The sequence below is a fragment of the Vitreimonas flagellata genome (assembly GCF_004634425.1).
Taxonomy (GTDB): Bacteria; Pseudomonadota; Alphaproteobacteria; order Caulobacterales; family Aquidulcibacteraceae; genus Vitreimonas; species Vitreimonas flagellata.
Genome location: NZ_SBJL01000003.1, coordinates 282,920 through 307,073, shown reverse-complemented (window position 1 = coordinate 307,073; position 24,154 = coordinate 282,920). Strand labels below are relative to the sequence as shown.

General features: G+C 63.7%; 20 protein-coding genes. 12 read left to right on the top strand and 8 right to left on the bottom strand.

What is annotated here, in order from left to right; translation table 11 throughout:
* The first annotated feature begins 75 nt into the window (after nt 1–75).
* The 4 genes from EPJ54_RS14370 (at nt 76) to EPJ54_RS14355 (ending at nt 6,181) form a co-directional block, all read left to right on the top strand.
* The gene (locus EPJ54_RS14370; protein ID WP_135212426.1) at nt 76–3,822 is read left to right on the top strand and encodes an SEL1-like repeat protein; all 3,747 of its coding nucleotides are present in this window, start codon (nt 76–78) and stop codon (nt 3,820–3,822) included.
* Between the two features lie 198 nt (nt 3,823–4,020).
* Nucleotides 4,021–4,935: a sulfite exporter TauE/SafE family protein gene (locus tag EPJ54_RS14365; protein WP_239590944.1), complete on the top strand. Its 915-nt coding sequence runs from the start codon at nt 4,021–4,023 to the stop codon at nt 4,933–4,935.
* On the top strand, nt 4,932–5,714 hold the full coding sequence (locus tag EPJ54_RS14360; RefSeq protein WP_135212425.1) for a TIGR02186 family protein: 783 nt from the start codon (nt 4,932–4,934) through the stop codon (nt 5,712–5,714). Before EPJ54_RS14365 ends, EPJ54_RS14360 begins: the two co-directional genes overlap by 4 nt.
* A complete protein-coding gene (locus EPJ54_RS14355; protein WP_167755741.1) occupies nt 5,711–6,181 on the top strand; it encodes a DUF3429 domain-containing protein in 471 nt (156 codons plus the stop codon). Before EPJ54_RS14360 ends, EPJ54_RS14355 begins: the two co-directional genes overlap by 4 nt.
* 120 nt (nt 6,182–6,301) lie before the next feature.
* On the opposite strand, the gene pdeM is transcribed toward EPJ54_RS14355, so the two are convergent.
* The 3 genes from pdeM to EPJ54_RS14340 form a co-directional block, all read right to left on the bottom strand.
* Nucleotides 6,302–7,066 (bottom strand): ligase-associated DNA damage response endonuclease PdeM, encoded by a 765-nt coding sequence (gene pdeM, locus EPJ54_RS14350; RefSeq protein ID WP_239590943.1) that lies wholly within the window; start codon nt 7,064–7,066, stop codon nt 6,302–6,304.
* Between the two features lie 22 nt (nt 7,067–7,088).
* Complete coding sequence (locus EPJ54_RS14345; protein WP_135212423.1) at nt 7,089–9,017, bottom strand: alkyl/aryl-sulfatase; 1,929 nt, start codon at nt 9,015–9,017, stop codon at nt 7,089–7,091.
* Between the two features lie 70 nt (nt 9,018–9,087).
* The gene (locus EPJ54_RS14340) at nt 9,088–11,703 is read right to left on the bottom strand and encodes a ligase-associated DNA damage response DEXH box helicase (RefSeq protein WP_135212422.1); all 2,616 of its coding nucleotides are present in this window, start codon (nt 11,701–11,703) and stop codon (nt 9,088–9,090) included.
* Between the two features lie 89 nt (nt 11,704–11,792).
* Here EPJ54_RS14340 and EPJ54_RS14335 point away from each other — a divergent pair, with 89 nt between their 5' ends.
* Together EPJ54_RS14335 and EPJ54_RS14330 are read left to right on the top strand one after the other, a co-directional pair.
* Nucleotides 11,793–12,503 (top strand): hypothetical protein, encoded by a 711-nt coding sequence (locus EPJ54_RS14335; protein ID WP_135212421.1) that lies wholly within the window; start codon nt 11,793–11,795, stop codon nt 12,501–12,503.
* A 126-nt stretch (nt 12,504–12,629) separates the two neighbouring features.
* The gene (locus EPJ54_RS14330) at nt 12,630–13,535 is read left to right on the top strand and encodes a response regulator (protein ID WP_167755740.1); all 906 of its coding nucleotides are present in this window, start codon (nt 12,630–12,632) and stop codon (nt 13,533–13,535) included.
* A gap of 31 nt (nt 13,536–13,566) precedes the next feature.
* On the opposite strand, the gene EPJ54_RS14325 is transcribed toward EPJ54_RS14330, so the two are convergent.
* The 3 genes from EPJ54_RS14325 to EPJ54_RS14315 are packed head-to-tail and all read right to left on the bottom strand — an operon-like array spanning nt 13,567 to nt 16,642.
* Nucleotides 13,567–14,964: an MFS transporter gene (locus tag EPJ54_RS14325; RefSeq protein WP_135212419.1), complete on the bottom strand. Its 1,398-nt coding sequence runs from the start codon at nt 14,962–14,964 to the stop codon at nt 13,567–13,569.
* The gene (locus EPJ54_RS14320; RefSeq protein ID WP_239590942.1) at nt 14,965–15,999 is read right to left on the bottom strand and encodes an alpha/beta hydrolase; all 1,035 of its coding nucleotides are present in this window, start codon (nt 15,997–15,999) and stop codon (nt 14,965–14,967) included.
* Nucleotides 16,000–16,024: 25 nt separating this feature from the next.
* Nucleotides 16,025–16,642 carry a TetR/AcrR family transcriptional regulator gene (locus tag EPJ54_RS14315; protein WP_135212418.1) on the bottom strand — a complete coding sequence of 206 codons (618 nt, stop codon included), beginning with the start codon at nt 16,640–16,642 and terminating at the stop codon, nt 16,025–16,027.
* A 110-nt stretch (nt 16,643–16,752) separates the two neighbouring features.
* Here EPJ54_RS14315 and EPJ54_RS14310 point away from each other — a divergent pair, with 110 nt between their 5' ends.
* The 4 genes from EPJ54_RS14310 (at nt 16,753) to EPJ54_RS14295 (ending at nt 20,047) form a co-directional block, all read left to right on the top strand.
* The gene (locus tag EPJ54_RS14310; RefSeq protein ID WP_167755739.1) at nt 16,753–17,238 is read left to right on the top strand and encodes a PaaI family thioesterase; all 486 of its coding nucleotides are present in this window, start codon (nt 16,753–16,755) and stop codon (nt 17,236–17,238) included.
* Nucleotides 17,239–17,377: 139 nt separating this feature from the next.
* Nucleotides 17,378–17,806, top strand: a complete 429-nt coding sequence (locus EPJ54_RS14305; RefSeq protein ID WP_135212417.1) for a PaaI family thioesterase — start codon at nt 17,378–17,380, stop codon at nt 17,804–17,806.
* Nucleotides 17,803–18,492 (top strand): DUF4336 domain-containing protein, encoded by a 690-nt coding sequence (locus tag EPJ54_RS14300; RefSeq protein WP_135212416.1) that lies wholly within the window; start codon nt 17,803–17,805, stop codon nt 18,490–18,492. Before EPJ54_RS14305 ends, EPJ54_RS14300 begins: the two co-directional genes overlap by 4 nt.
* A 76-nt stretch (nt 18,493–18,568) precedes the next feature.
* Nucleotides 18,569–20,047, top strand: coding sequence for a phytoene desaturase family protein (locus tag EPJ54_RS14295; RefSeq protein ID WP_135212415.1), 1,479 nt, complete (start codon nt 18,569–18,571; stop codon nt 20,045–20,047).
* 101 nt (nt 20,048–20,148) lie between these two features.
* Here EPJ54_RS14295 and EPJ54_RS14290 read toward each other — a convergent pair whose 3' ends face one another.
* Both EPJ54_RS14290 and EPJ54_RS14285 read right to left on the bottom strand, forming a co-directional pair.
* Nucleotides 20,149–20,799 (bottom strand): hypothetical protein, encoded by a 651-nt coding sequence (locus tag EPJ54_RS14290; protein ID WP_135212414.1) that lies wholly within the window; start codon nt 20,797–20,799, stop codon nt 20,149–20,151.
* Nucleotides 20,800–21,000: 201 nt separating this feature from the next.
* Nucleotides 21,001–21,876, bottom strand: a complete 876-nt coding sequence (locus tag EPJ54_RS14285) for a branched-chain amino acid aminotransferase (RefSeq protein ID WP_135212413.1) — start codon at nt 21,874–21,876, stop codon at nt 21,001–21,003.
* A 177-nt stretch (nt 21,877–22,053) separates the two neighbouring features.
* Here EPJ54_RS14285 and EPJ54_RS14275 point away from each other — a divergent pair, with 177 nt between their 5' ends.
* The gene (locus EPJ54_RS14275) at nt 22,054–22,761 is read left to right on the top strand and encodes a response regulator (protein ID WP_135212411.1); all 708 of its coding nucleotides are present in this window, start codon (nt 22,054–22,056) and stop codon (nt 22,759–22,761) included.
* Nucleotides 22,761–24,104: an ATP-binding protein gene (locus EPJ54_RS14270; protein ID WP_135212410.1), complete on the top strand. Its 1,344-nt coding sequence runs from the start codon at nt 22,761–22,763 to the stop codon at nt 24,102–24,104. Before EPJ54_RS14275 ends, EPJ54_RS14270 begins: the two co-directional genes overlap by 1 nt.
* The last annotated feature ends 50 nt before the right edge of the window (nt 24,105–24,154 follow it).

The following is a 24,154-nucleotide window of genomic DNA, read 5'->3' as shown; positions in this document are numbered from 1 at the left end:
GAATCTTTCTAGGTTCGCCATTCGGGGTTGGGCGTGAGCCGCGTGGAAGCGCGGTGAAATCGCGGCGAGGGCATTATGAGTGGCGCGCAAAGCTGGAGCGTAAAGGGCATCGACCCCAAAGTGCGGGAAGCCGCACGCGAGGCCGCTGCGCGCCAAGGCATGAGCCTTGGCGAATACCTCAATCTCGCGCTCGCACAGAGCGGCGGTCCAGGCGGTGGGGGCACATCGTCTTCGCCATCGCGCGCGCGCTCACGCATCGCGCCGCCGCCAACGGATTTCGATAACGAAGGTGATGATTGGGATGTCGCCGATCCGCGCATCGCCGATCCTTCGCGCCTGGCCCAACGCGTTGAATCGATCGAACGCCGCACGCAACTTGCTTTCACTGGTCTTGATCGCGCCGTCTCTACCATCGATCGCTCTGTGCTGGGCCTCGCGGCGCGCCTTGAAGACATCGAGAATGTCTCCGCCGACGCTGCGACGCGCATCAGCGATGCGCTCGATCAATTCCGCCTCGCCGGTGAGACGCTGAGCGGCAAGCTCGAACAAGCGGAACAAGAGGCAAAGGATAGTCGCCACCTGCTCGACGATGCCCGCGCCGACATGGACGACGTGCGCACGCGGCTTGAGCATCAAGTCACGACCGCATCCGAGATCGCGCGCCGCGCCGAAGCCGCCGCCTCGTTCCTGACGACGGAGATGGAAAATCGCGACGCGGCCGTCGCGCGCACGCTCGCAGAAGCGCGCGCTGTAGCAGAAGAAGCAGCACGCCAAGCGTCGGAAGCTTCCGCTGACGCGGTTGCTGAATTGCGCCGCCTGCAGGAAGAAATGAGCGAGCGTCTGGCCGACGCTGAAAGCTCCACGCGCCGCACCATTGCGACAGCGATCGAAGAAGTGCGCAGCGAGAGCGTCAATGAAACCCGCAGCACGCGCGAAGCGTTGCTGGAAGAAGTGGTGCGGCTCGAAAGCGAAATCGCCAAGCGCGTCGGAATTGTCGATCAGCTGCAAGGCGAACAAGCAGCACTCATCGCGCGCATCGAGCGCGCGGAAAGCGGCGCACGTGAATCCACGGCCGGCCTCCGCCAAGCCGCGGGCGCTGCGATCGCCGACCTGCGCAACGCGCAACTCACGCTCGCTGCACGCGTCAAGCAAGTCGAAGATAGCGCTGGCGGTTCGGCCCCCGTCGATCTCACCGATCTGCGCCATGCGCAGGCCGACATCGCTGAACGACTCGCTGCGCTCGAGACCAAAGCAGATACGAGCCCGCTGAACGCGGCCCTTGCCTCGTTCGAAGCGCGCCTCGCCAGCGTTGAAGCTGGCGGCGGCAGCGATGCGAAGATTGAGGAGGTCGATCAATCGCTGCAACGCCTCGCCGCGCGCATCGCGGAAACGGAATCCACGGCGACAACGGCGATCCGCACGCTGGAAGAAACCGTCTCCTCGCTCAGCGCCCGCGTAGAAAACGCTAACGCCGCGCAAGAAACCGAGGCCGTACGCGCGATGCTCGAGCAGCGTCTCGACACGATGCAGCAATCGGTTTCGCAAATGGTCGGCGAAGCCCGCAGCGAATTGCAGGAGCAATTGCAGGCTGCGCTGCAAGGATCGGCGAGCCCCGAACTCGAGGGCGCACTCACGGAACTCACCAAACGCCTCAGCGCCGCCGAGCGCCGCCAAGCGCAAACGGTGGAAGCGATCTCGCTCGAAATCCGCCGCATGTCGGAATCGGTCGACAAGCGCCTGCGCGCTGTCGAAGCACGGAATGACGACGCCGCAGCGTCGGCTGTGCGCGAAGAGCTCTCGCGCATGAGCGAGACGCTAGAGAAGCGCTTCGACGAGATCGAGCGCCGCGAAGCCGCTGCATTCGACCGCATGGGCCTCGAAGTTGGTCGCCTTTCGGAACGCCTCGAAGATCGCGTCGGCGCCGTGGAAAACCGCAGCGCGCAAGCGATCGAGCATGTGGGCGAGCAAGTCGCGCGCATGGCCGAGCGCTTCAATCAGCGTCACGAAATGCTCTCGCGCGAATTGGGCGAGCGCATGATCGACAGCGAGGAGCGCGCCGGTCAGCGCGTTGCCGAAGCGATCAGCTCGATCATGCAGCGCCTCGCGGAAGTTGAGGCTCAGTCAGCCGAAGCGATCGCGCCCGTGCAAAAGGCCGTATCGAGCGTCGCCTCCAAGCTGGAGCGCTACGAAAGCGCGCACGACAAGAGCGATGACGATGTGAAATTTGCGATCCCCACGCCGCAGCGGCGTCAGGAGGATTTCTCGCACTTCACCAGTTTCGATCCGGAAGAGTACGTTTCGCCGCGCGGAGCCGCAGCGCCCGTGCGTGCGGCTCCGCTGCCGCCGCTCCCGCGTGCAGAAACGCCTGCGCCCGTCGCGGAAGCGCCGAACGACAGTGACATCTATTTCGCCGAAGACATCGACGACCTGCTCTCCGAAGAGAAGCCGGCGGTCGAAGAAGATGTCTATGTGCCGGAATACAAGTCGATCGAAGTGTCGCCGGACGACGATCTGCTGATCGACGATATTGTCGAAGAAGAACCGCAAGCCGCTGTCGCGCCGCCGCCGGAAGACGAAGATCCGTTCTGGGCGCCGGAAGAAGAGCATCCGCCGTTCGGTGAGATCCGTAACGACGAGCCGATGATCGAGTTTGCGGACGAAGAGGAAGAGCCGCTCGACCTGCTCGCGCCGGAAGCGCCGTTGTCGCTTGACGAACCACAAGCCGCGCCAGGCAAGAACGATTATCTCGCCGCTGCGCGCCGTGCCGCGCAGGCTCAAGCGCAATCGCAAACGGCAAAGCCCGCGAAGCCCGCAAAGAAAGAGAAGCAGCCGCGCGCTGAGCCATCGGAAACGCCGAAGCTCAGCTTGCGTGGGTCGAGCCGTGTCGTGCTCTGGGGCGTCGCTGTTGCGGCGCTGGCAGCTGCGGGCGGCGCCTATTATCTGCAGCAACAGAACGCGGCAGGCCCTGCGCCTACCCCGACGCCGCCTGAATCCGAAGCCGCGCAGCCGCCCGCCGACGCGCTGACGCCGCCGGAAGCTGAAACGCTTGATCCGACAGCTGAAGGCATGCCGGTCGATCCGTTCGCCGCACCTGGCGAAGGCCCCGCGCCCGCTGAGGGCGCAGCACCGGCGGCAGCCGGCACGCCGATGGCGGCGAACGGCGCCAGCACCCAGCCCGTCGTCGCGGGCCCGCTCGCGCCGCGCAACGTCTCTTTGGAACAAGCCGCGCAAAGCGGCGACCTCACGGCGCAATACGAACTTGCGCTGCAACGCGTCGCCGCCGGCCGTACGCAGGAAGGCGTGACGATGCTCCGTCGCGCCGCCGATCGCGGCTTTGCGATGGCGCAATACCGTCTAGCCAAGCTCTATGAGCGCGGCGAAGGCGTGCAGCGCGATCTCGCGGTCGCGCGCCAATGGACGGAACGGGCAGCAGCGTCGGGCAATCGCCGCGCCATGCACGATCTCGGCGTCTATTTCGCGCGCGGCGAAGGCGCGCCCTTGGATGAGGCGGCAGCGTTTCGTTGGTTCCGCCAAGCGGCTGAACTCGGTGTGGCCGATAGCCAGTACAATCTGGGCGTTCTCTACCAGCAGGGCCGTGGCGTGAACGCCGCGCCGTCGGAAGCGTTGTTCTGGTTCATGGTCGCCGCCCGCCAAGGCGATCAAGACGCCGGCGCGCGCGCCACCGCACTGGAGACGCAATTGCCGCAAGCGCAGGTCGATCAGGCCCGCGCACGCGCACAGGCGTTCCGCCCTCGTGCAGCCAGCGCCGTCGCCAACGGCGAATTCGGCGCCCGCCCCTGGGCAACCGGCGCGCGGACTTAAGAACATCATCCTCCCCCGCTTGCGGGAGGGGGTAATTCCCGCCGCAAATTGGCAAGCCCCTCGCCCCCTCAGTCGCTAACGCGACAGCTCCCCCGTAAACGGGGGAGCACAACAAGCAAACGGCGTTGCCTCTCTCGGCGGCGGCGCCCATAAGAGCCTGGGCATGGGCGCATCCGCGCTGAGTTCAGAGCAACAGAATTGATCTACCTGCCGATCGCCGAAATGCCGGTGAACGTGCTGCTCGTCCTTTTGGTCAGCGGCGCCGTCGGCTTTGTGTCTGGCCTCGTCGGCGTCGGCGGCGGCTTCATCATGACGCCGGCTCTGATGTTCCTCGGCGTGCCTGCGCCTGTCGCCGTGGCCACGGGCGCGAGCCAGATTGCCGCCACCTCTTTCTCCGGCGTGCTTTCACAAACGCGGCGCAAAGCCGTCGATTGGCGAATGGGCATGCTGCTCTCGATCGGCGGCATCGTCGGCAGCGCGACGGGCGTTTGGTTGTTCGAGCGTCTGCTGCGCCTAGGCCAACTCGATCTCATCATCTCCATCCTCTACCTCTTCCTGCTCGCCGCCGTGGGCTGGCTGATGCTGAATGAGGGTTTGTCGGTGATGCGCGGCCGCGTTGGCCATAGCGTCACGATACTGCGCCGGCCCGCGCGTACGATCGCGCACACTTTGCCCTTCCGCATGCGCTTCCCGCGCTCGGGTCTTTACATCAGCGTGATCCCACCGTTGGTGCTGGGCTTCGGCATTGGCGCGCTCGCGGCAATCATGGGCATTGGCGGCGGCTTCATCCTGATCCCAGCGATGATCTATCTGCTGCGCATGCCGACAAATGTCGTCATCGGCACCTCGCTCTTCCAAGTTCTGATCGTGGCGTCGCTGATCGTGATCATGCAGGCGCAAGCGACGCAGACGGTGGACCTTGTGCTCGCAGCGCTGCTCATGCTGGGCGGCGTGATTGGCGCACAGCTTGGCTCGCGGCTGGGCGCAGGCTTGAAGAGCGAACATTTGCGCGCGCTGCTGGGCGCATTGTTGCTGGCGGCGAGCCTCAAATTCTTGCTTGATATCGTGGTCCCGCCTGCGGAGCCCTTCGTGCTCGGTGGAGGGCTGATATGAGGCGGCTTTTCCTCGTGCTCGCGCTGCTGCTTTGCGTGACACCCGCGCGCGCACAGCAGCCTGACGTGGGCAATGATCTGCCGGCGGCGGTCGCCGAAGAGCAGATCACGGTCAGCTCCGATTATCGCGGCTCTTACGTCACCGTGTTCGGCGTCAATCCAGACCGGCGCGGCCGCGGCGATATCGTCGTCGTGGTGCGCGGGCCGAATGAGTCCGCGAGCGTGATGCGCAAGCGCCAGGTGTTTGGGCTTTGGGTGAACGGCGAGGCCGTGCGCTTCAGCGAAGCGCCGAGCTTCTTCGCGGTGCTCTCCAATCGCCCGTTGCGCCAGATCGCCAGCCCTGAATCCATCTGGCGCTACCAGCTCGATCCAGCCGCATCCGCGCAACTCGCGAGCGCCGTGCCGGATAGCGATCCCTCCGCCTATCGCGCAGCCTTGGTGCGCTTGCGCCGCGAGCAAGGGCTCTATCAGGAATATTCAGGTCGCGCGGCGACGCCAGAGCAACGCGGCGGCCTCACCATGTATCAAGGCGGCCTCTTCCGCGCCGTCGTGCGTCTGCCGGCCAACGCGCCCATCGCGCAATATCACGCCGACACCTATCTCTTCCGCGATGGGCGATTGATCTCAGCGCAACGTGTGCCGATCTCGATCGCGCGCGTCGGCATTGAACGCCGCATCCATGATCTCGCCACGAATTGGTCGCTGCTGTACGGCGTCCTGACCGTTCTGCTCGCGCTGGCCGCGGGCTGGGTCGCCGCCAGTCTGTTCCGCCGTACGTGAGCCCGCCCTTTCTTCCACGCGCCGCGTTGCGCCTAGGCTTTCTGGGCCTTGCGCCGCTCGCCATCAGCGCGCTCATCACGCTCTCGGCGCACACAAGCACCGCGCGGCTCGGCGCGATTGCTTTTTCACTTTACGCGGCTGTGTTGCTCTCGTTTCTTGGCGGCGTGCGTTGCGGCGTCGAAATCATGCGCGATCCGCAAAGCCCGAACGCCACGCGCTTGCTCTTCAGCGCTTTGCCTGGCTTGGCGGGATGGGTGCTTGCAGTGCTCGTTGTGTTCGTGACGCCCGCCCTCGGCGCATCCGCCGCGTTTGCTGGATTGTTCGCAGCGCAAGGCGCCTGGGATTATCGCAGCGCCCGCGACGCGGCCGCGCCCGCTTGGTATCCCGTGCTGCGCCAAGTGCTCACCGGCGGCGCAATGCTGATCTGCTTGCTGATCCCGCTCGCGACCTTGATGCACCATCTCTAGTCGGAGCGCGGGTCTTCAGACCCGCGTTGGACACCGGCGCTTGCGGCTTCGCGGGTCTGACGACGCGCGCTCCATTAATCGCTGAGCAGCCGCTCCATTAATCGCTGAGCAGCCGCTCCATTAATCGCTGAGCAGCCGCTCCATTGGCGCAGGCAGCACGCGATCCTTGCCGAGCACCAGAGCCGTCACGCCGTCGGGAAAAATCTCAGCATACGCGTCGTCGCACACATTGAGCCCGCCGGTGAACGCGCCGAACGCCGGCATCACCAAGCGCGCGCCATCAGTTGCAAAGCACCGCCGCCGCACGGAACGCCCGCGGCCACTCACTTTTGCGCACGGATGCAAATGGCCCGCGATCTCGCCGGGCGCCGCGTCTTCCGTCGGCTCATGCCGTAACACAAGCGAGCCCAGGTGCAGCACGTCACGCACGACGCCGCCCAGCACTTCCGGCGCGCGCCCGTCGTGATTGCCCTCCACCCAAATCCAATCGCAGCGACCGATCATGCTTTGCAGCAAATCGCGATCGCTCGCCGCCATCCGCGCGACGCCGCCGCCATCATGAAAACTATCGCCCAGAGAGACCACAATATCTGGCGCCATCGCGTCGATCAGCTTGCCGAGCTTCACCAACGCCGCGTGCGTGTCGTAGGGCGGCAGCATCTGCCCGCGCAGCGCAAAGGCCGAACCCTTCTCCAAATGCAAATCGGAGACGATCAGCGTCTTCGCCTCGCCGATCCACAACGCGCCGTCCGGCAACGCCGTCACCAGCGTGTCGCCAATGCGCGCCTCGACATGCGGCCCCACGATCGCCAAAGGCGGCAAAGCCCGCACCGTCCGCTTGGGCGGGCGCTGGGCCTTGGGCGCAGGTCGGGAAAGCATCGGCATCGCCCGATCTAAAGCAGACTCGTCACGGCGTGACGATGGCGAAGTTCAGATCGGGGTTGTCGAAGACATCGCCAAGCCCCTCCAGCGAGCGCCGATTGCCTTCGATCCGGATTTGCCGCGTGAGCACAGCGCGGGCCATGCTCTGCGTCGCCATCGCTTGCAGGAACACGCCGCGGGGCGAGGTGATGGTCGGCGCGTCCGCAATGGTGACATCGCGTTCATGCACCAGCACGCCATTGGCGATGCTCACCGCAAAGCGCTCGTTGCGCTCCGGGAAAACCAGATTGAACGCATAGCGCCGCTCGCCCAAGCGCTCAGGATTGAGCCGCACGGACAAGAGATCGAGAATGTAGCTCGTCGGCGTCGCAACCACGAGATCGGCACTCTGCACGCCCGATGCACGCGGCGTCACACCGTTTTCCAGTTCTTCCGCCGCAACCAGATACATATTGCGCCAGATCGCGCTCTCGGCCTGCCACGCCATCTGCCGATGCGTCCGCGCCAACAGCGCGCGCGCCGCTTGGTTGTTCGGCTCCGCGAACACCAAATGATTGAGCACCCGCGCGCCCCAGCGATAATCGCCTTCGTCAAACGCGCGCTGGCCTTCCGCCAACACCGCAGCCGACCCGCCCATCGCGCGCACGTAGCGCGCCGCTTCTTCAACAGGCGGCAACGGATTGAGGTTCGCCGGATTGGCGTCGTACCAGCCCATGTAGCGCTGATACACGGCGCGCGAATTGTGCATCATCGTGCCGTAATAGCCGTGATTGAACCACCGCGCCGAGAGCGAAGCCGGCAGGCGCACCGCCTCGGCGATCTCGCGATCGGTGTAGCCCGCATTCATCAGCCGCACGCTCTGATCGTGCAGATACTTATATGCGTCGCGATGGCTGGCGATGAAATCGCGCACACGCTCGCCGCCAAAGCGCGGCCAGGCGTGGCTCGTCACCATGATCTCGGTGCGCGGCCCATAGAGACGGAGCGCTTCCGTCAAATAATCAGCCCACGCTTTTGAATCGCGCACCAGAGCGCCACGCGGCGTCAGGATATTGTGCATCGAGGCGTTGGCGTTTTCGGCCAAGCACAACACACCCAAATCCGGGAAGAAGAAATTCATCTCCGCCGGCGCTTCGGTCTCCGGCGTCACCTGAAACTCGATACGCACGCCATCAATGGTCAGCGTTTCGCCTGTGCGCGCAATGGTGCGCGTCGGGGGAATGAGCGTGAACGTGCCCGCCGAGATCGCGAGCCCGATACCGGACGTCATCTGCCCTTCGGGGCCAGGCGTCAGCCCCGCGCCAAACTGATAGGTCGCACGCCTGCCCATCGCGTTGCCGGCGATGACGTTCTCCGTCACCGCGTGCTCCATGAAGCCATCCGGGGCGATAATCGCGACGCGCCCTGCTGCTACGTCCGCGGGATCGACCACACCACGAACGCCGCCGAAATGGTCCGCGTGGCTGTGCGTATAGATCACCGCGCGCACCGGCAGATCGCCGATCGTGCGCCGCGCCAATGCAAGTGCGGCGCTCGCCACTTCGCGGCTGGTCAACGGATCGATGATGATGAGCCCGGTGTCGCCGACAATGATCGTCATGTTCGACACATCGAAGCCGCGCACCTGATAGACGCGCTCGCGCACTTGGAAGAGCCCCGCGCGCGCCAGCAATTGCGCGTGCCGCCAGAGGCTCGGGTTCACCGTCTCAGGCGTTTGCCCGCCGAGGAAATTATAGACGCTGAAATCCCACACGACGCGCCCGTCATCGGCGCGAATTTGCGGTTGATCCCAGGCGGAGATGAAACCGCGCGTCGCGAAATCCTCATCTTCCCGATCGGCCCAAGGCAACGTCTCCGCCATAGCCGCGTTCGCCGCGCGCGTTGTCTCCGTGACCTCCGCGTGCGCTACACCGCCCAGCGTCAAGCTCAAAGCCAGAGCCGCCATCCACCGCATCGTTCCCCCCTGTCGTGTTTTGCCGGACTATGCACCCGCCACCGCGCGCTCGCAAATGACGCAGCGAAAATCAGCTCATCGCTTCGGCAATCAGCGACGCGGCATCCTCCAGCACGGCCTCGTCCGCGCCGCCCTGTACTCCGACCCGACCCACTTCGAGCATCACCGGTGCGGCAAACGGCGACACGTGCGGCAATGCGCGGTGCACGAGCCGCCCCTTCACGCGCCGCAAAAGCGCGCCCACGCGCTTGATATCGAGATAGCCCTCGCCCGCATCCGCGAACGCCGCCTGGAGCAAGATATGATCGGGCTCATATTGCTTCAGCACGTCATAGATCAGGTCGGTCGAGAACGTGACTTGCCGGCCCGTCTTGCGCGCCGCACCCGGCAATTTCCGCTCGATCATGCCGGCGATCACGGCGCACTTTGAGAACGTCGCCTTCATCAAAGTCGATTCCGCGAGCCAGGCTTCCAGATCGTCGCCCAGCATGTCCTCATCGAACAAGACTTCGAGATCAACATCGTCCATCGGCTCCAGCGCCCACACCGCCATCGCATATTCGCTGGCGAGAAAGCCCATCGGCTTCTTGCCGGCGCGCTCCAGTCGGCGCGTAACCAGCACCCCCAATGTCTGGTGCGATAGCCTGCCTTCGAAGGGGTAGCAGACGAGATAATGCTTCGCGGCGCGCGGGAACGTCTCGACCAGCATTTCCTCAGGCGCGGGCACCACAGAGCGCTTCTTCTGCATCCTGATCCAATCGCGCACCTGTTGCGGCAGAAGCTTTTGGCGCTTCGGCTCATCGAGCATGCGCCGCACGCGATCGGCAAGGAACGTCGAGAGTGGAAATTTGCCGCCGGCGTAGGACGGAATGCTCGGGTTCTCCGCACCTGGCGCGCGCACCACCAACGCATCCGTATCGCGCACGCTCAAGAAACGCAGCACCTCGCCGGCGAACAAGAACGTGTCGCCGGGCGCTAAGCCTTCGATGAAGTATTCTTCGATCTGTCCCAGTCGCCGTCCCGGCATCAGCGGGCGTGGGCCTTCACTCGCCGGCGTGCCTGGTCGTGACGCCTGAACCCGGTTCGCCAAGCGTACATCGAGCATCTCGGACTCAACGATCGCGCCAACATTCATCCGATGTTGCTGCGCAATCGTAGCATTGCGCGCACGCCAACGGCCCGTAGCCAGATCCTGCACGATCCGCTTGTAGCGGTCGTAGGAGCGCAGCGCGTACCCGCCCGTCGCCACGAAATCGAGGACGCGGTCGAATTGCGGGCGTGGTAGGGCCGCATACGGCTCGGTCGAAACGACCTCTGCATAAAGCTCATCCGCATCAAATGGCTCACCGCAGGCACAACCCATTATATGTTGCGCCAAGCAATCCAGCCCGCCAACGCGCGGCTCGGCGCCATCCATCGCGCCCTCCTTCACCGCTTCTTGCGCGGCGCGGCACTCCAACACTTCAAAGCGATTGCTCGGCGCCAGCAGCGCGCGTGATGGTTCGTCCAATCTGTGATTGGCCCGGCCGATGCGTTGCACCAAACGCGCGGCGCCCTTTGGCGCACCCATCTGGATCACCAGATCGACGTCGCCCCAATCGATGCCGAGATCGAGCGTGGAGGTGCACACCACAGCGCGCAAATCCCCGCGCGCCATCGCCGCTTCAACCTTGCGCCGCTGCGCCACGTCGAGCGAGCCGTGATGCAGTGCGATCGGCAACGCATCATCATTGATGCGCCACAACTCCTGAAACGTCATTTCCGCCTGCGCACGCGTATTCACGAACACCAAAGCCAGCTTTGCCGCTTTGATCGCCGCATACACTTCCGGCAACGCATGCCGCGCCGTATGCCCCGCCCAGGGAATTCGCGCATCGGAATCCAAAACATCCACCACTGGCTGCGCCCCGGGCGGCGCTTTGACGACAACGCTTTGTAACGCTCCCCCGTTCACGGGGGAGCTGTCGGGCGTATCGCGCGAGACTGAGGGGGGCGTGCCCGCCTTCCCCCTCCGCTTCGCTGCGCTCAGCACCTCCCCCGCGTGCGGGGGAGGATTGGAACCCAACAAATACCTTGCCAGCCCTTCCTCATCCGCGACCGTGGCGCTCAAGCCCACGCGCCGATGTCCGGGCGCCCAACGCTGCAACCGCGCCATCGCCAGCGCCAGCAGATCGCCGCGCTTTGTCGGCGCGAGCGCGTGGATTTCGTCGATCACGACCGCCTGCAAATCTTCGAAAAACACGCGCGCGTGCTCGGACGCGATCAGCAGGCACAATTGCTCCGGCGTCGTCAGCAGAATGTCGGGCGGATGCGCGCGCTGGCGCTGGCGCTTGTGCGGCGGCGTATCGCCAGTGCGTGACTCGATCCGCAGATTAAGTTTCATCTCGCTCGCAGGCGTATCGAGATTGCGCGCCACGTCCGTCGTCAGCGCCTTCAGCGGCGACACATAGAGCGTGTGCAAACGATGTGGCCGCCGCAGCCCATCCTCGGCGCGCGGCGCAAGCTCAATTAAGCTCGGCAGAAAGCCGGCCAACGTCTTGCCTGCACCCGTGGGCGCAATCAGCAACGTCGATAACCCTGCCTCAGCCCGGCGCACCAATTCCAATTGATGCGGACGCGGGCTCCAGCCGCGCGCGGCGAACCAATCCGCGAACGGCGACGGCAGGGAGGGCGTGCGGGCGTCCATGAGCGGGCGCACTCTAGCGCAAGCGAACCCCGCCCGAAGCCCCTTCACCTGCGATTGAAGCGGATGACGAGACGCGGCATGCTTCCGCCATGCCAGGACGCTACCAACAGCTCAGCGCCGACCACATCATCGCGACGCTGGAAAAGCTCCACGCGCGCATGGTGGCGCGGTTTCCAGATGCGGGCTTGGGCCGAGTTTGCGCTGAATTGATCGAAGTTGGGCGCGCCAGCGTCAATGAGGCCGCCGAGCTGGCGCGACCGGATTATCTTTGGCGCGGCGCGGCGTGTGCGCTCGTGGTTGCCGGATTGATCGCCCAGGTCGCAGCCTTCCGATTCCTACACCTCGAACGCATCGAAGGCTCGGCGCCGGAATTGCTGCAAGGGCTGGAAGCTGCGGTGAGCCTGCTCATTCTGTTCGGCTCGGCTGTCTGGTTCGTGCTGACGCTGGAGGAACGCATCAAGCGTCAACGCGTGCTCGACGCACTGCATCGGCTTCGCTCGATGGCGCACATCGTGGACATGCATCAGCTCACCAAGGACCCTACGATCGTGCTCGACGCGCAGAAAACGCCCGCCTCGCCCGAACGGACGATGAGCCATTTCGAGCTGACGCGGTATCTCGATTATTGCTCCGAGATGCTGGCGCTGATCGGCAAGCTTTCGGCGCTCTATGCCGAGCGCATGCGCGACGGCGTCGTGATCGAAGCGGTCAACGACATGGAAACGCTGACGACAGGGCTTGGCCGCAAGATTTGGCAAAAGATCACGTTGATCGGCGTGCTGGAAGATCGCGCCCCTTAATCGGCGCTCTACTGCATCAAATACCGGCGCCGGGCCCGATATTAACCGCTCCGAAACCGCCCCAGCTTCAACGATTACTCAGACATCCCATGCAAACTGAGCGATCGTCTGGGGAGCGATTGTGTCTTGATCAGCGGCGACGAATTCGACCCGTCCGATCTCACAGCGCTCGTCATTGATGAAAATCATTTCGCGCGCGGAATATCCTTAGACCAATTGCGCGCCATCGGCTTTGGCCGCGTGCTCGGCGCGTCCAACACAATGGAAGCCTGGGACTTGGTGATCCGCACCAATCCCGACGTGATCCTGCTCGAATGGATCGAAGGTCTGACCGATGGGCTCGACTTTGTGCGCCGCATTCGGCTCAATGAAGATTCGCCCAACCGCGCCGTGAACATGTTCATGCTGACGTCGCGCGGTTCGAAACATGACGTCGAACTTGCGCGTAAGGCGGGCGCCGACGGCTTCTTGCGCAAACCGATCTCGGGATTGGCGCTGCAAAAGCGCGTACGCCGTGTGCTGACGCATCCGCAGCCCTTTATTGTCACGGCGACCTATGTGGGCCCCTGTCGCCGGCGCAGAAAAGACCCTCAGTACGCCGGACCCTGGCGGCGGCTCAACGATACGCTACCGGCGGAGGTTTCCGTCGATGAGCCGGCGTCGGAGGCCGACATTCACGCTGAAATCGCACGCGCGCGTGTTGCGGCGCTGGAGACGACGGTGCGCACGCTCGATCCCGCCAATCCGCGCTCGGTTCGCGATGTGTTCAAGGCGGTGCAGGAATTGATAGAGGTGGCCAAGCAGATTGGCGACACCAGCCTCGATCTCGGCGCCAAGGAAATGGCGCGCTATTTCCAAGCGCACGGCGCAACCGACCGGATCGATGCGGAGGTCGTGCGCACGCACGTCGCGGCGCTGCACCAGCTCGTGCACTTGCCGACGGCCTTGGGCCAGGAACGCCAGCGCGTTGCGCTCAGCCTGAAGCGCATGGTCGATAAGAAACTTCGCCAGGCCGGCTACGGCATGAGCTGACGGAGCGCGGGGTCTTCAGACCCGCGTTGTGCTAGTGCAAAGGCTGCGCGTCTGAAGACGCACGCGCCGGCGGTTTCACGAACAGCAACAACACAAAACCCACGATCAGCAGGATCGAGATCGCGGCGAAGCCCGCGCGCTGGCTCTGGTACGTCTCGGTGAAATGCTCAACGAGCAGCGGCCCAAGCCACACGGTCGCCGCGCCCGAGAGCGCATAGAGGCCGAAGAGCTCGCCCTCCATGCCGACAGGCGACAACCGCGCCATCAACGTGCGGCTCGAGGCATAAGCGGCCGAGATCGAAATCGCGATCACGCAGGTTGTCAGCAGATACGCCAATTCCGGCGGCGATTGGAACAACGGCCCGTTCCACGCCACCGCGCCTTCCGCGACAGGCACAACGAAGAACATGCTTGTCGGCGTCATCGACACCATGATGAGCAAGCACACGAAGGTCACGCCAATCTCGATCGCGACAGCGCGCTTTGGACCAAGCCATGAATCGAGATGTCCGCCGGAAAGGCCGCCGATCACGCCGAACGCTGTCGTCACCACGCCGAGCGTCAGCATTTCCAGTAAATCCCAGCCCATCACGCCGGCCGCATAAACACCGCTGAAGATCAGGATCGCCGTCTTGCCGTCCGCGTAGAGCATGCGCGCCACGAGAAAGAGCGCGACGTTGCGGTGATCGCGTAGCTTTCCGATGGTGCCGACCACCTTGCCAATGCCATGGCGCATGGCGTCACCGAATTTCTCCCCTGTCGTGTCGAGATCGCGCGAATAAAAGAAGAGCGGCAGCGCAAAGATGGCGAGCCACAAGGCACAAAGCGGCCCAACGATGCGGTTTGGCTCATACGCCGCCGGATCAAGCCCGAAGAGCGGCGCTTCCGGTACGAACGGCAATTGAAACACGCCGGGCAACGCAAACGCGAACAGCACGAACACCAGCAGCAACACGGAAGCCGCATTGCCCAGCGCAAGACCGAGCCCCGACACATGGCCAACCACGTCAGGCTTTGCCGCAGTCGTCAGCATCGAATTGTGAGCCACCTCGGACCACGAGAACATCACGCCGGCGAGCACGGTGACGGCGCCCAAGGCCCAAAGTGGCAGGCCTTCGCCGCCCGGCATCGCCCACCATTGCGCGAAGAACGCAATGACCATGCCGGCAGTGACAACTCCGAGGATGGGCTTACGCCGCCCCATCCGATCCATCGCGGCGCCAATGAACGGCGCACTGACCGCTACGATCAGGCCGGCCGTCTTATGCCAGCTCGATATGGTCGCCTGCCCTTGCACCGGATCACCGATCACGGTGGTGGCGATGTAGGGCGCCATCACATAGATGGTGCAGAGCAACACATACGGATTGCGCGCCGCTTCATAGAGCGCCCACGACCACGCGCCGCGGTCGATCTGGGAGGCGGCCAATTAGCGCTGCCCTTTGAGCGCGGCTGCCGTTTCGCGCGCGATTTTGCGGTTAGCTTGCTCAGCCGCGCGGGTCGCGGCGCCAAAAGCGACGAAACCGTGCGGCAGCGATTCAAAGCACTCGTAGCTCACCTTGACACCAGCATCGCGCAGGCGCTCCGCATATTGCGCGCCTTGATCGAGCAGCATGTCGAAGCCCGCCGTGTAGATCAGCGCCGGCGCGAGGCCACGCAAATCTTCGGTGCGGATCGGCGAGATGCGCGGGTCGCTCGGATCGACATTCTCCGGCAGATATTGCTTCATGAAAAAATCGATCGTCTCCGCCGTCAGCGGCCACGCATCGGCGAAATCATGCATCGACGGCGTGTCGCTGAGGAAGTCCACGGCCGGGTAGATCAGAAGCTGCAACACCGGCGGCTTCGTCTTGCGATATTCCTGCGCGATGATCGCGGAGAAATGCCCGCCCATGCTGTCGCCGCCGACAGCCGCCTTGCCAACTGGCGCGCCGTAACGCGCCGCATTGTCCACGGCCCAGAGATACGCCGCCTGGCAATCCTCAAGGCCAACCGGAAATTTGAATTCCGGCGCCAAGCGATAATCGACCGAGAGCACCGGCGCGCCAGCTTCCTTCGCGATCAGCCCGCACAAGCGATGGCAGCTCTCCAGCGAACCAATGACGCCGCCGCCAAAATGGAAATACACCATCATCGCCGCGGAATTATCGCGCACCGTCGGCAGGTAAAGCCGCGCTGGCACCGAGTGCGAGCGGCCGGTGATATACACTTTCTCCGTGCGCACGCCGCCAACGCTTGAGCCGCCAAAGAGCTCAGCACCCGCATCCGTGTTGTCGCGCAACGCCTTCACGGTCATCGTCGACCAATCCACCGGCTTCAGCCGCGTTTGGTATTCAAGAAACTGAATCCGCGGATCGAGCGTCATGCCGCGCACAGTCCGCGGCTCGCCGCCGGAAGCTTTGATCAGAGCCGCGTCGGAACGCGACAAGGCCAGATGAACGAGCGCTTTGCGCAGCCAGGACAAATCCTGCTCTCCCTTGGTGTTCTTGTTATTGTTTACGCGGGGCGCCTTCGAGGCCCTTCAAAATAAGTCCAGTCGCAAACGCAGCGGCGCCCTGAATATCCGGCGGCGAACGCCGCATCATGGCCGGGCCAAGCTCTTGCGCTATGCCAATACAAGAATGCGCCAAATAATCGGCATCGACGTGCGGCAGATCGCCATGTGCAATCGCATCTTCGAGGCTTTGACGCACCTCTTGATAAACCGCCATCATCTCCGGCGTATCGGTGCGCACATGCGGGCGGCGCTCGTCGGCGGGCCGGCCAGCTTCGCTGTTCTCTTCGGCGACAAAGCGGAAGTACGCGACGAACGCACTGCGCAGATAATCTTCGAAGCTCTTCGCGTGCTCGCGCGCCAAACGCAGGATCGGGCGGAAGCGGCGCGCGCCGTCGTCGGCCAACGCTTCGAACACTTCTTCTTTCGAGCGGAAGTAATTGTAGAAGGTGCCTGACGCGAGATCGGTGCCGCGAATGATGTCGCGCACGGTCGCGGCTTCGTAGCCAAGCTCCGCAAACACACGCCGCGCCGCCACCAGAATAGCCTGGCGGTTGGCGACCTTGGTTTTCTCTCGCTTGCCGATCGGCTCTATGGACGCCGTCTCGCTCATGTCTGCTCCCAGCTGGGCTTTGCCCTTAGCGCGGCATGGGGCCACAAAAATGACGTGTCGTCAATTTCATACATTGGCGAACCGAGCGCACCACTGCTAGCACGGAGGCCATGTCCGATGACAATCCCTCCCCCGGCGAGAACCCTTTAGAGATGCTCAGGGCCATGCTGGCGCACACGCCGCAAGCGAAAGCCATCGGCGCTGACATCACACGCATGGAGCCGCCGCGCGTGTGGGGCCGCACGCCGTACCGCGAAGATTTGGTCGGCGATCCTGAGACCGGCGTGATCGCCGGCGGCGTCATCACGACGTTTCTCGATCACATCTCGGGCGCTGCGGTGTTCTCCTCGCTGAAAGAAGCCAGCTCCGTCGCCACCATCGACCTGCGCATCGATTACATGCGCGCGGCGACCCCGCATAAGGACGTGCTGGCCGAAGCGCATTGCTACAAGCTTGGCCGCAACGTCGCCTTCGTGCGCGCCATTGCGTACGATGAAACGCCGGACGATCCGGTGGCGCAAGCGTCGGCGGCCTTCATGATCAATTCCAACGGCCGCCGAAGGATGGGCTCAAATTTGCGGAAGCCGAAGCCATGAGCGCGCCCTCACTTAATGCTCCCCCATTCATGGGGGAGCTGTCAGCGAAGCTGACTGAGGAGCGCGCCACCGCCCCCTACGTCTTGCGCTGCGCGCGATCCACTTCCCCCGCAAGCGGGGCAAGATTGGAGCGCACAACATGAGCACGCCGCAGAGCCGTGTGGCGGACGCGATCGCGCGTGTGCCGTATGCGAAATTTCTTGGCCTGCGCGCTGAGCTCAAAGGCGATGAGCTGACGCTCATCATGCCGTTCGCGCCGCATCTCGTCGGCAATCCGATGCTGCCGGCTTTGCATGGCGGCGTCGTTGGCGCGCTGATGGAAGTGACGGCGCTGACGCAGCTTTCGATCACGGCCAAGAGTGAGAAATTCGCCAAGACCATCGACATCAACATCGAATACCTGCGCTCCGGCAAACCCGTCGACACTTACGCGCGCGCCCGCGTCGTCAAGATCGGCCGCCGTATCGCCAATGTGCAAGCCGAAGCCTGGCAAAACGAACGCAGCCAACCGATCGCCACCCTGCACGGCCACTTCATGACGCCAGAGACGGATGAGGCGGGCGCGTGAGTCTACTTCAGCCGTTCGGACCAAACATCTGGATCGTGGACGGCCCGATCGTTGAAAGCGCGGGCTTTGCGTATCCGACGCGCATGGCGATCATGCGCCTTGATGATGGCGCGCTGTTCGTTTGGTCGCCAGTCGCGTTGACGTCCACACTACGCACCGCGATCGATGCACTTGGCGCGGTGCGCTTCATCGTGACGCCAACCTGCATGCATCACGTGGCGCTGCCGGAATGGCGCACGGCGTATCCGAACGCACTGCTCTATGCAGCACCCGGCTCGCGCGATCGGCGCAAGGACATCGCCTTCGACGCAGACCTCATTGACGACGCGCCCACAGCATGGGCGGGCCAGATCGATCAAGTCTTGATGCGTGGCAATCTGATCGCGACGGAAGCCGTGTTTTTCCATCGCGCCAGCGGCACGGCGCTGTTCGCGGATCTGTTGCAGAATTTTCCGCCCGATTGGTTCGAGGGCTGGCGCAAGCTCGTTGCGCGCATGGACCGCATGATCGGCGCCGAACCGCAAGCGCCGCGAAAGTTCCGCATCGCCTTCAGCGATCGCAAGGCCGCGCGCGAAAGCTTGGCCCGCATCCACGCTTGGCCCGTCGAAAAAGTGCTCATGGCACACGGCGCGCCTATCACCGGGAACGGCGCAGCCTTCCTCACGCGCGCGTTCGCGTGGCTCTAGCGACGCTTGCGCACAGGACATTTCGGCGCATTGCCGGTTACCGCTTCATCGCGTCTGCTCTCACACGGAGAGAACGATGCGCGATAGCTTCGATGTCGTCGTGTTGGGTGCGGGTTTGGCAGGCATGGCGGCGGCGTGTCGGCTGCAGGCCAATGGCTTCTCGACGCTCGTCGTCGAAATTCACGACAAGCTTGGCGGCTGCGCCGGCTATTATGAGCGCGACGGCTTTTCGTTCGACATCGGCGCAACGACGCTTGTCGATTTCGATGAGGGCGGCGTGGGCGGCGAGTTTTTGAAGGAGATCGGCCTCACCGATCTCGCGCTCGAACATCTACCCGGCTATCAAGCGTGGCTGCCTGATCAAACCATCACATTGCACCGCTGCCCCGAACACTGGCGCGCCGAGCGCTTGCGTGCATTTGGCGATACGCCAGAGACGCGGCGCTTCTGGCGCGTGATGGATGAATTGGCGGCGGTGTTTTGGCCCGGCGCGGCCAAAGGCCTGCGCCTGCCGATCCGCGATGCGGGGGACGTGACACGCGCGCTGACAACGCTTTCGCCCGCGCATTGGCGCCACGCCCGTCATTTGCTCACGAGCCTCGGCCAATTGGTGCGCAGCAGCGGACTTGCAGAGAGCAAGCCTTTACGCGGTCTGCTCTCGATGCTGTGCGAAGACACGCTGCACGCACGCTGCATCGAGGATGCGCCGCTGATCAACGCAGCCCTCGGCACAAGTATACGCGGCCGCATTGCGCGTCCAGTCGGCGGTTTCAAAGGCTTTTGGACAGCACTCGCGCGCCGCTATCGCGACCTCGGCGGCGATCTGCGGCTGAAGACGAAAGTGACGAAAGTCGAAGGCGTAGCGCCCTCATTGCGGGTTGAGACATTGCGCGGGGTGTTTCAAGCACGCGCAATCGTCAACACCATCCCGGCGCCAAACTTCGCAGCTATGGCGCCGGCCGACGCACGCGCGCGCATGGCGCCCTTCCTGCGCCGCGATGCCGAGTCGTATGGCGCTGGCATCGTGGTGTGCCTTGGCGTGCCGCAAAGCGAGGTTGTCGACCACGACCATCGCCATCACCAGCTGTTGCAGGATTACGAAGCGCCGCTCGGCGACGGCAACAACATGTTCATCTCGATCTCAGCAGCGGGCGACGAGCTGTGCGCGCCTGCGGGCCATCGCGCCGTGATGGTTTCGACGCATACTGAACTTTCGCGTTGGCGCGATTACGATCACGCACAAGCGGTAGCAGCAAAAGCGGAGATCGGTGCGCAGCTATTGCGCTATGCGCGGCGCGTCTATCCACGCTTGGGCGACAACGCGCGTGTGTTGGAGATAGGCACGCCCAACGCCTATGCACGCTTTGCGCGGCGCCCGCATGGCGCGGTGGGCGGCGTGCGCATCAATATGCGCAACTCAAATCAGTTCGCGATGCCGTGTGATTTAGGCGGCGGCGTGTACGTGGCGGGCGATTACACGTGGCCGGGTCTCGGCAGCGTTGCGTGCTTGCTAAGCAGCCGCATCGCCGCCGAGAAAATCATGGCCGCCGCTTAGTTCAGTACGCCGAACAAGAAGAGCAAAATGATGATGGGGAACGGGATGCCGATCACCCAAAGGAGACAACCCTTGCCAAGTTCTTCCATGATTGGCTCTCCTTAAATTTTCGGCGCGGTGCGATAGGCGACAGAATCGTCCAGGCGCGGACGCGTTTCCCATTTCGGATGATGCGAGCCGAGCCAGCCGCCAGCGATCGAACCCGCAAGGCCAAGCGAGAGCGCACCGAAGGTCCACCACGAAAGTGCGGCGAGCGCGTCGGCGGCGTCTTCAGCTGTTGCAAGATCGCTTGCGTTGGCGCTTTGGCCGTCAGTCGCATCGCTCAGTTCGCCGATGGTTTCGGCAACGCCGGATGGCAGCGCATCGCCACCCACGGCCTGGCCAGCAGCAAACGTCGCGAGCGAAACGGCGATAGCAACAGCGAATGCCCACACCATGAAGCCGGTGAGCAGGCCGCCGAAATGATCAGGATAGCGAGAACCGCGCGCGGCGATATACGCGCCGACTTGGAACGCAACGAGCTGCGCAAACATCACATACAACCCGCCGCCGATCGAAATCGTCTCGTCTTGCGCATTGATCTCGTACGGATTGAACGCGGACGCGCCGATGGCGAGCCCAAGCACGTTCAGCAGAAAGCCGATCGCGATCGCCGCAACAGCGCCCGCGATGATTGTCGGCCATTGAATGAGCGGATGCGCGTAGTGGCGTCCCGCAATTGTGTAGTCAGGGTCAAATCGGTACGCGACCATGGACGTCCCTCCGGTCGAAATTGCTCGACCCGTAACGTGAGGCGCGGAGATTTAGTTCCGACACTCCTCCCCCGTTTACGGGGGAGGTGGTGAGCGGGGCGAGCCGGAGGGGGAAAGTCCGCCAGTGATGTGCGCGCTTCTCGCCCCCTCAGTCGCTGCGCGACAGCTCCCCCGCACGCGGGGGAGCATAAAGGAAGGACTTTAAGCGTTCTTGCGCCGAACCAGCGCCGAATAGCCATGCACAAGCGCTTCGCACACAGCCGCAGGCTTGTATTGGATGCCGGCGATTTCCTTAATCGGCGTCACCTCGGCCGCGGAACCGGTGAGGAAGGCTTCTTGGAACGTCGCCAATTCGTTCGGGAAGATCGCGCGCTCAACAACGTCCATACCCTTCTCACGCGCAAGCTTGATCACGGTCTGACGGGTGAGGCCGTTCAAGAAGCAATCCGGCGTCGGCGTGTGGATGACGCCATCGCGCACGAAGAAGATGTTGGCGCCCGTGGCTTCAGCGATCTGGCCGCGCCAATCGAACATCAGTGCGTCGTTGAAACCGCAATCCTCAGCAGCGTGCTTGGAAAGCGTGCAGATCATGTAGAGGCCGGCCGCTTTCGAATTGCACGGCGCGGTGTCCGGCGCAGGGCGACGCCACGGCGCGATCATCAAGCGGATGCCGGCCATCTTGTCGGCGAAATAATCGCCCCATTGCCAGCTGGCGACGGCGACATGGATCGTGTTGCTCTTGGCCGAGACGCCAAGCTGCTCCGAGCCCCGCCAGGCCAGCGCACGCACATACGCGTCGCCGAAGCCCATCTTGGCGACCAGTTCGTGCTTCACCCGATCGATCTCCTCGACCGAATACGGCACTTGGTAGCCCAGGATGCGGGCCGAGCGGTGCAGGCGTTCGCTGTGCTCGCGGCTTTTGAAGATCACGCCGTCATAGGCGCGCTCGCCCTCGAATACGCATGAGGCGTAGTGCAAAGCGTGCGTGAGTACGTGGACCTTGGCCTCGCGCTGGGGCACGTATTCCCCGTCCATCCACACCCAACCGTCGCGGTCGTGGAAAGGCGCTGCGGCCATGATCTTTTCCTCTGCTATACTCGGCGCTAAAAACGCCGCCCCGAAATGGGGATGGTTTTCTCTCTATTGGGTGATCCACGATATGCCTGTCAACAACCGGCAAGCAAACATGCAAAAAATCACCCATTCACGGACCAAAAACGGCCAATATATGCCCCCAAAGCTGGCGCAACGCCCATGAGCGCCGCCCCCGTTTTCGACGCACTCGACCGTCCGCCACACCTTCTGTTGGTGGATGACGACGACCGTATTCGCGATCTGCTCAAGCGTTTTCTAACCCAGGCTGGCGCGCGCGTCTCCGCCGCTGCTGACGCAGCTAGCGCCCGTCGTCTTCTCTCGTCGATGGATTTCGACCTACTCATCCTCGACGTCATGATGCCGATCGAGGACGGCTTCTCGCTCGCCGAGAGCGTGCGCAAGAATTCGAAAGTGCCGATCATCCTGCTGACGGCGCGCGGCCTCGCTGAAGACCGTATCCGCGGCCTCTCCATCGGCGCCGATGATTATGTGCCCAAGCCCTTCGAACCAGCTGAGCTTACGCTCCGCATCAACGCCATCCTGCGCCGCACGGTGACGCAGCGCGGCGAAACGCGGGAGCTCGTCACCTTCGGGCCGTTTAGCTTCAATTCCAGCCGCGGCGAGCTGCAGCGCGAAGGCGCGACGGTGCGGCTCACGGAAGCTGAGGTTGCGATGCTGCGTGTGCTCGCCGCGCGCCCCGGCGAGGTGGTCACGCGCGAGGATTTGGCCAAGCGTACAGGGCAAGGGCTCGAGCGCTCGGTCGATGTGCAGATCACACGCCTGCGTCGCAAAACGGAAACCGATCCGCGCGCGCCGGTCTATCTGCAGACAGTGCGCGGCGTTGGTTATCGCTTGGCGGTCGATTGATGAACGCGCCCGCGCCGCCACCCCGCTTCCGCTTTCGCGACATTCTGCCGAAGGGCCTGTATTGGCGGACACTGCTGATCATCGTCGCGCCCGCGGCGTTGCTGCAGCTCATCATCACCCTCGTCTTCCTCGATGACCATTGGCAGGCCACGTCAAAGCGCATGAGCCAAGGCGTCGCCGCAGATATCGCGTTGATGATTCAACTCTACGAACGCAATCCAACGCCGGAGAACTTCGCCGACCTCCAGCAGCTCGCGCGTAGGCCGCTGCGGCTAGACATCGAATTCCTGCCCGACGCCCCCGTCGATATCGCGCGTTGCAATCGCAGCGGCTCGTCGCTCGATCGCTATTTGACGCGCGATCTTGAAGGCTCAATCGGGCGCAACGTCTGGTACGATTCAACCTGCCCCGGCAATCAGGTGATTATCCGCGTGCCAACGGAGGGCGGCGTGCTGCAATTGCGCGCCTTCCGTGACCGCGTGCAGGCGCGCTCCGGACCGCTATTTGTAACGTGGATATCCGGCGCGACGATTTTCCTGATCGTGGTGTCGGTGATTTTCATCCGCAACCAAGTGCGCCCGATCGAACAACTCGCAGCGGCGATGGAGCAATTCGGACGCGGCGAAGATACTGGGCATTTCCGCGTGCGCGGTGCGCGTGAAGTGCGCGGCGCCACGCACGCCTTCTTCGACATGCGCCAACGCATCCGAAAACACATCGAGCAGCGCTCGCAATTGCTGGCCGGCGTCAGCCACGATCTACGTACGCCGCTGACGCGCCTCAAACTCCAACTCGCCCTCATGCCGCCTTCGACGGAGATTGAGGACGCCAAACGCGATCTGGCGGAGATGGAACAGACGCTCGACGAATATCTCACCTTCGCAAAGGGCCTCGCCGAGGAGGCGCCCGAACAGGTCAATCTCGCCACCATCGCCAACGAGATCGCCGTCGACGCCCGGCGCGGCGGCGCGGACGTGACCATCGAAACCAACGGCGCTGTGGAGACAGCGGGCCGCGCCCGTGCGCTCAAACGCTGCCTCGCCAATCTGATCGACAATGCGGCAGCGCACGGCGACAAGGTGCAAGTGCACATCAAAGGCGAAGAGAATTTCGTCACGGCCTCCATCGAAGACAACGGCCCCGGCATCCCCGAGGAGCTTTACGACGAAGCCTTCCGCCCTTTCTCGCGCCTCGATGAAACACGCTCGCGCAACCAAAAAGGCGTCGGCCTCGGCCTCGCCATCGCGCGTGACGTCGCGCGCGCACACGGCGGAGACATCCTGCTGAGCCGCAGCGCGCTCGGCGGCCTGCGCGCCACGTTGCGTCTGCCTCGACCTGCCTAAGCTGTGGATAAGGTGTGACTATTCACAGCGCGGCGCCTGCCCTGCGTCGC

Excerpts from the sequence above, each read along its gene's own strand:
- EPJ54_RS14295 (WP_135212415.1), top strand. The coding sequence starts at position 18,569 with ATGCGCGATAGCTTCGATGTCGTCGTGTTGGGTGCGGGTTTGGCAGGC.
- pdeM (WP_239590943.1), bottom strand. The coding sequence starts at position 7,066 with ATGCCGATGCTTTCCCGACCTGCGCCCAAGGCCCAGCGCCCGCCCAAG.
- EPJ54_RS14370 (WP_135212426.1), top strand. The coding sequence starts at position 76 with ATGAGTGGCGCGCAAAGCTGGAGCGTAAAGGGCATCGACCCCAAAGTG.
- EPJ54_RS14305 (WP_135212417.1), top strand. The coding sequence starts at position 17,378 with ATGAGCACGCCGCAGAGCCGTGTGGCGGACGCGATCGCGCGTGTGCCG.
- EPJ54_RS14275 (WP_135212411.1), top strand. The coding sequence starts at position 22,054 with ATGAGCGCCGCCCCCGTTTTCGACGCACTCGACCGTCCGCCACACCTT.
- EPJ54_RS14290 (WP_135212414.1), bottom strand. The coding sequence starts at position 20,799 with ATGGTCGCGTACCGATTTGACCCTGACTACACAATTGCGGGACGCCAC.
- EPJ54_RS14335 (WP_135212421.1), top strand. The coding sequence starts at position 11,793 with ATGCCAGGACGCTACCAACAGCTCAGCGCCGACCACATCATCGCGACG.
- EPJ54_RS14270 (WP_135212410.1), top strand. The coding sequence starts at position 22,761 with ATGAACGCGCCCGCGCCGCCACCCCGCTTCCGCTTTCGCGACATTCTG.
- EPJ54_RS14360 (WP_135212425.1), top strand. The coding sequence starts at position 4,932 with ATGAGGCGGCTTTTCCTCGTGCTCGCGCTGCTGCTTTGCGTGACACCC.
- EPJ54_RS14310 (WP_167755739.1), top strand. The coding sequence starts at position 16,753 with ATGTCCGATGACAATCCCTCCCCCGGCGAGAACCCTTTAGAGATGCTC.
- EPJ54_RS14285 (WP_135212413.1), bottom strand. The coding sequence starts at position 21,876 with ATGGCCGCAGCGCCTTTCCACGACCGCGACGGTTGGGTGTGGATGGAC.
- EPJ54_RS14340 (WP_135212422.1), bottom strand. The coding sequence starts at position 11,703 with ATGGACGCCCGCACGCCCTCCCTGCCGTCGCCGTTCGCGGATTGGTTC.
- EPJ54_RS14315 (WP_135212418.1), bottom strand. The coding sequence starts at position 16,642 with ATGAGCGAGACGGCGTCCATAGAGCCGATCGGCAAGCGAGAGAAAACC.
- EPJ54_RS14345 (WP_135212423.1), bottom strand. The coding sequence starts at position 9,017 with ATGCGGTGGATGGCGGCTCTGGCTTTGAGCTTGACGCTGGGCGGTGTA.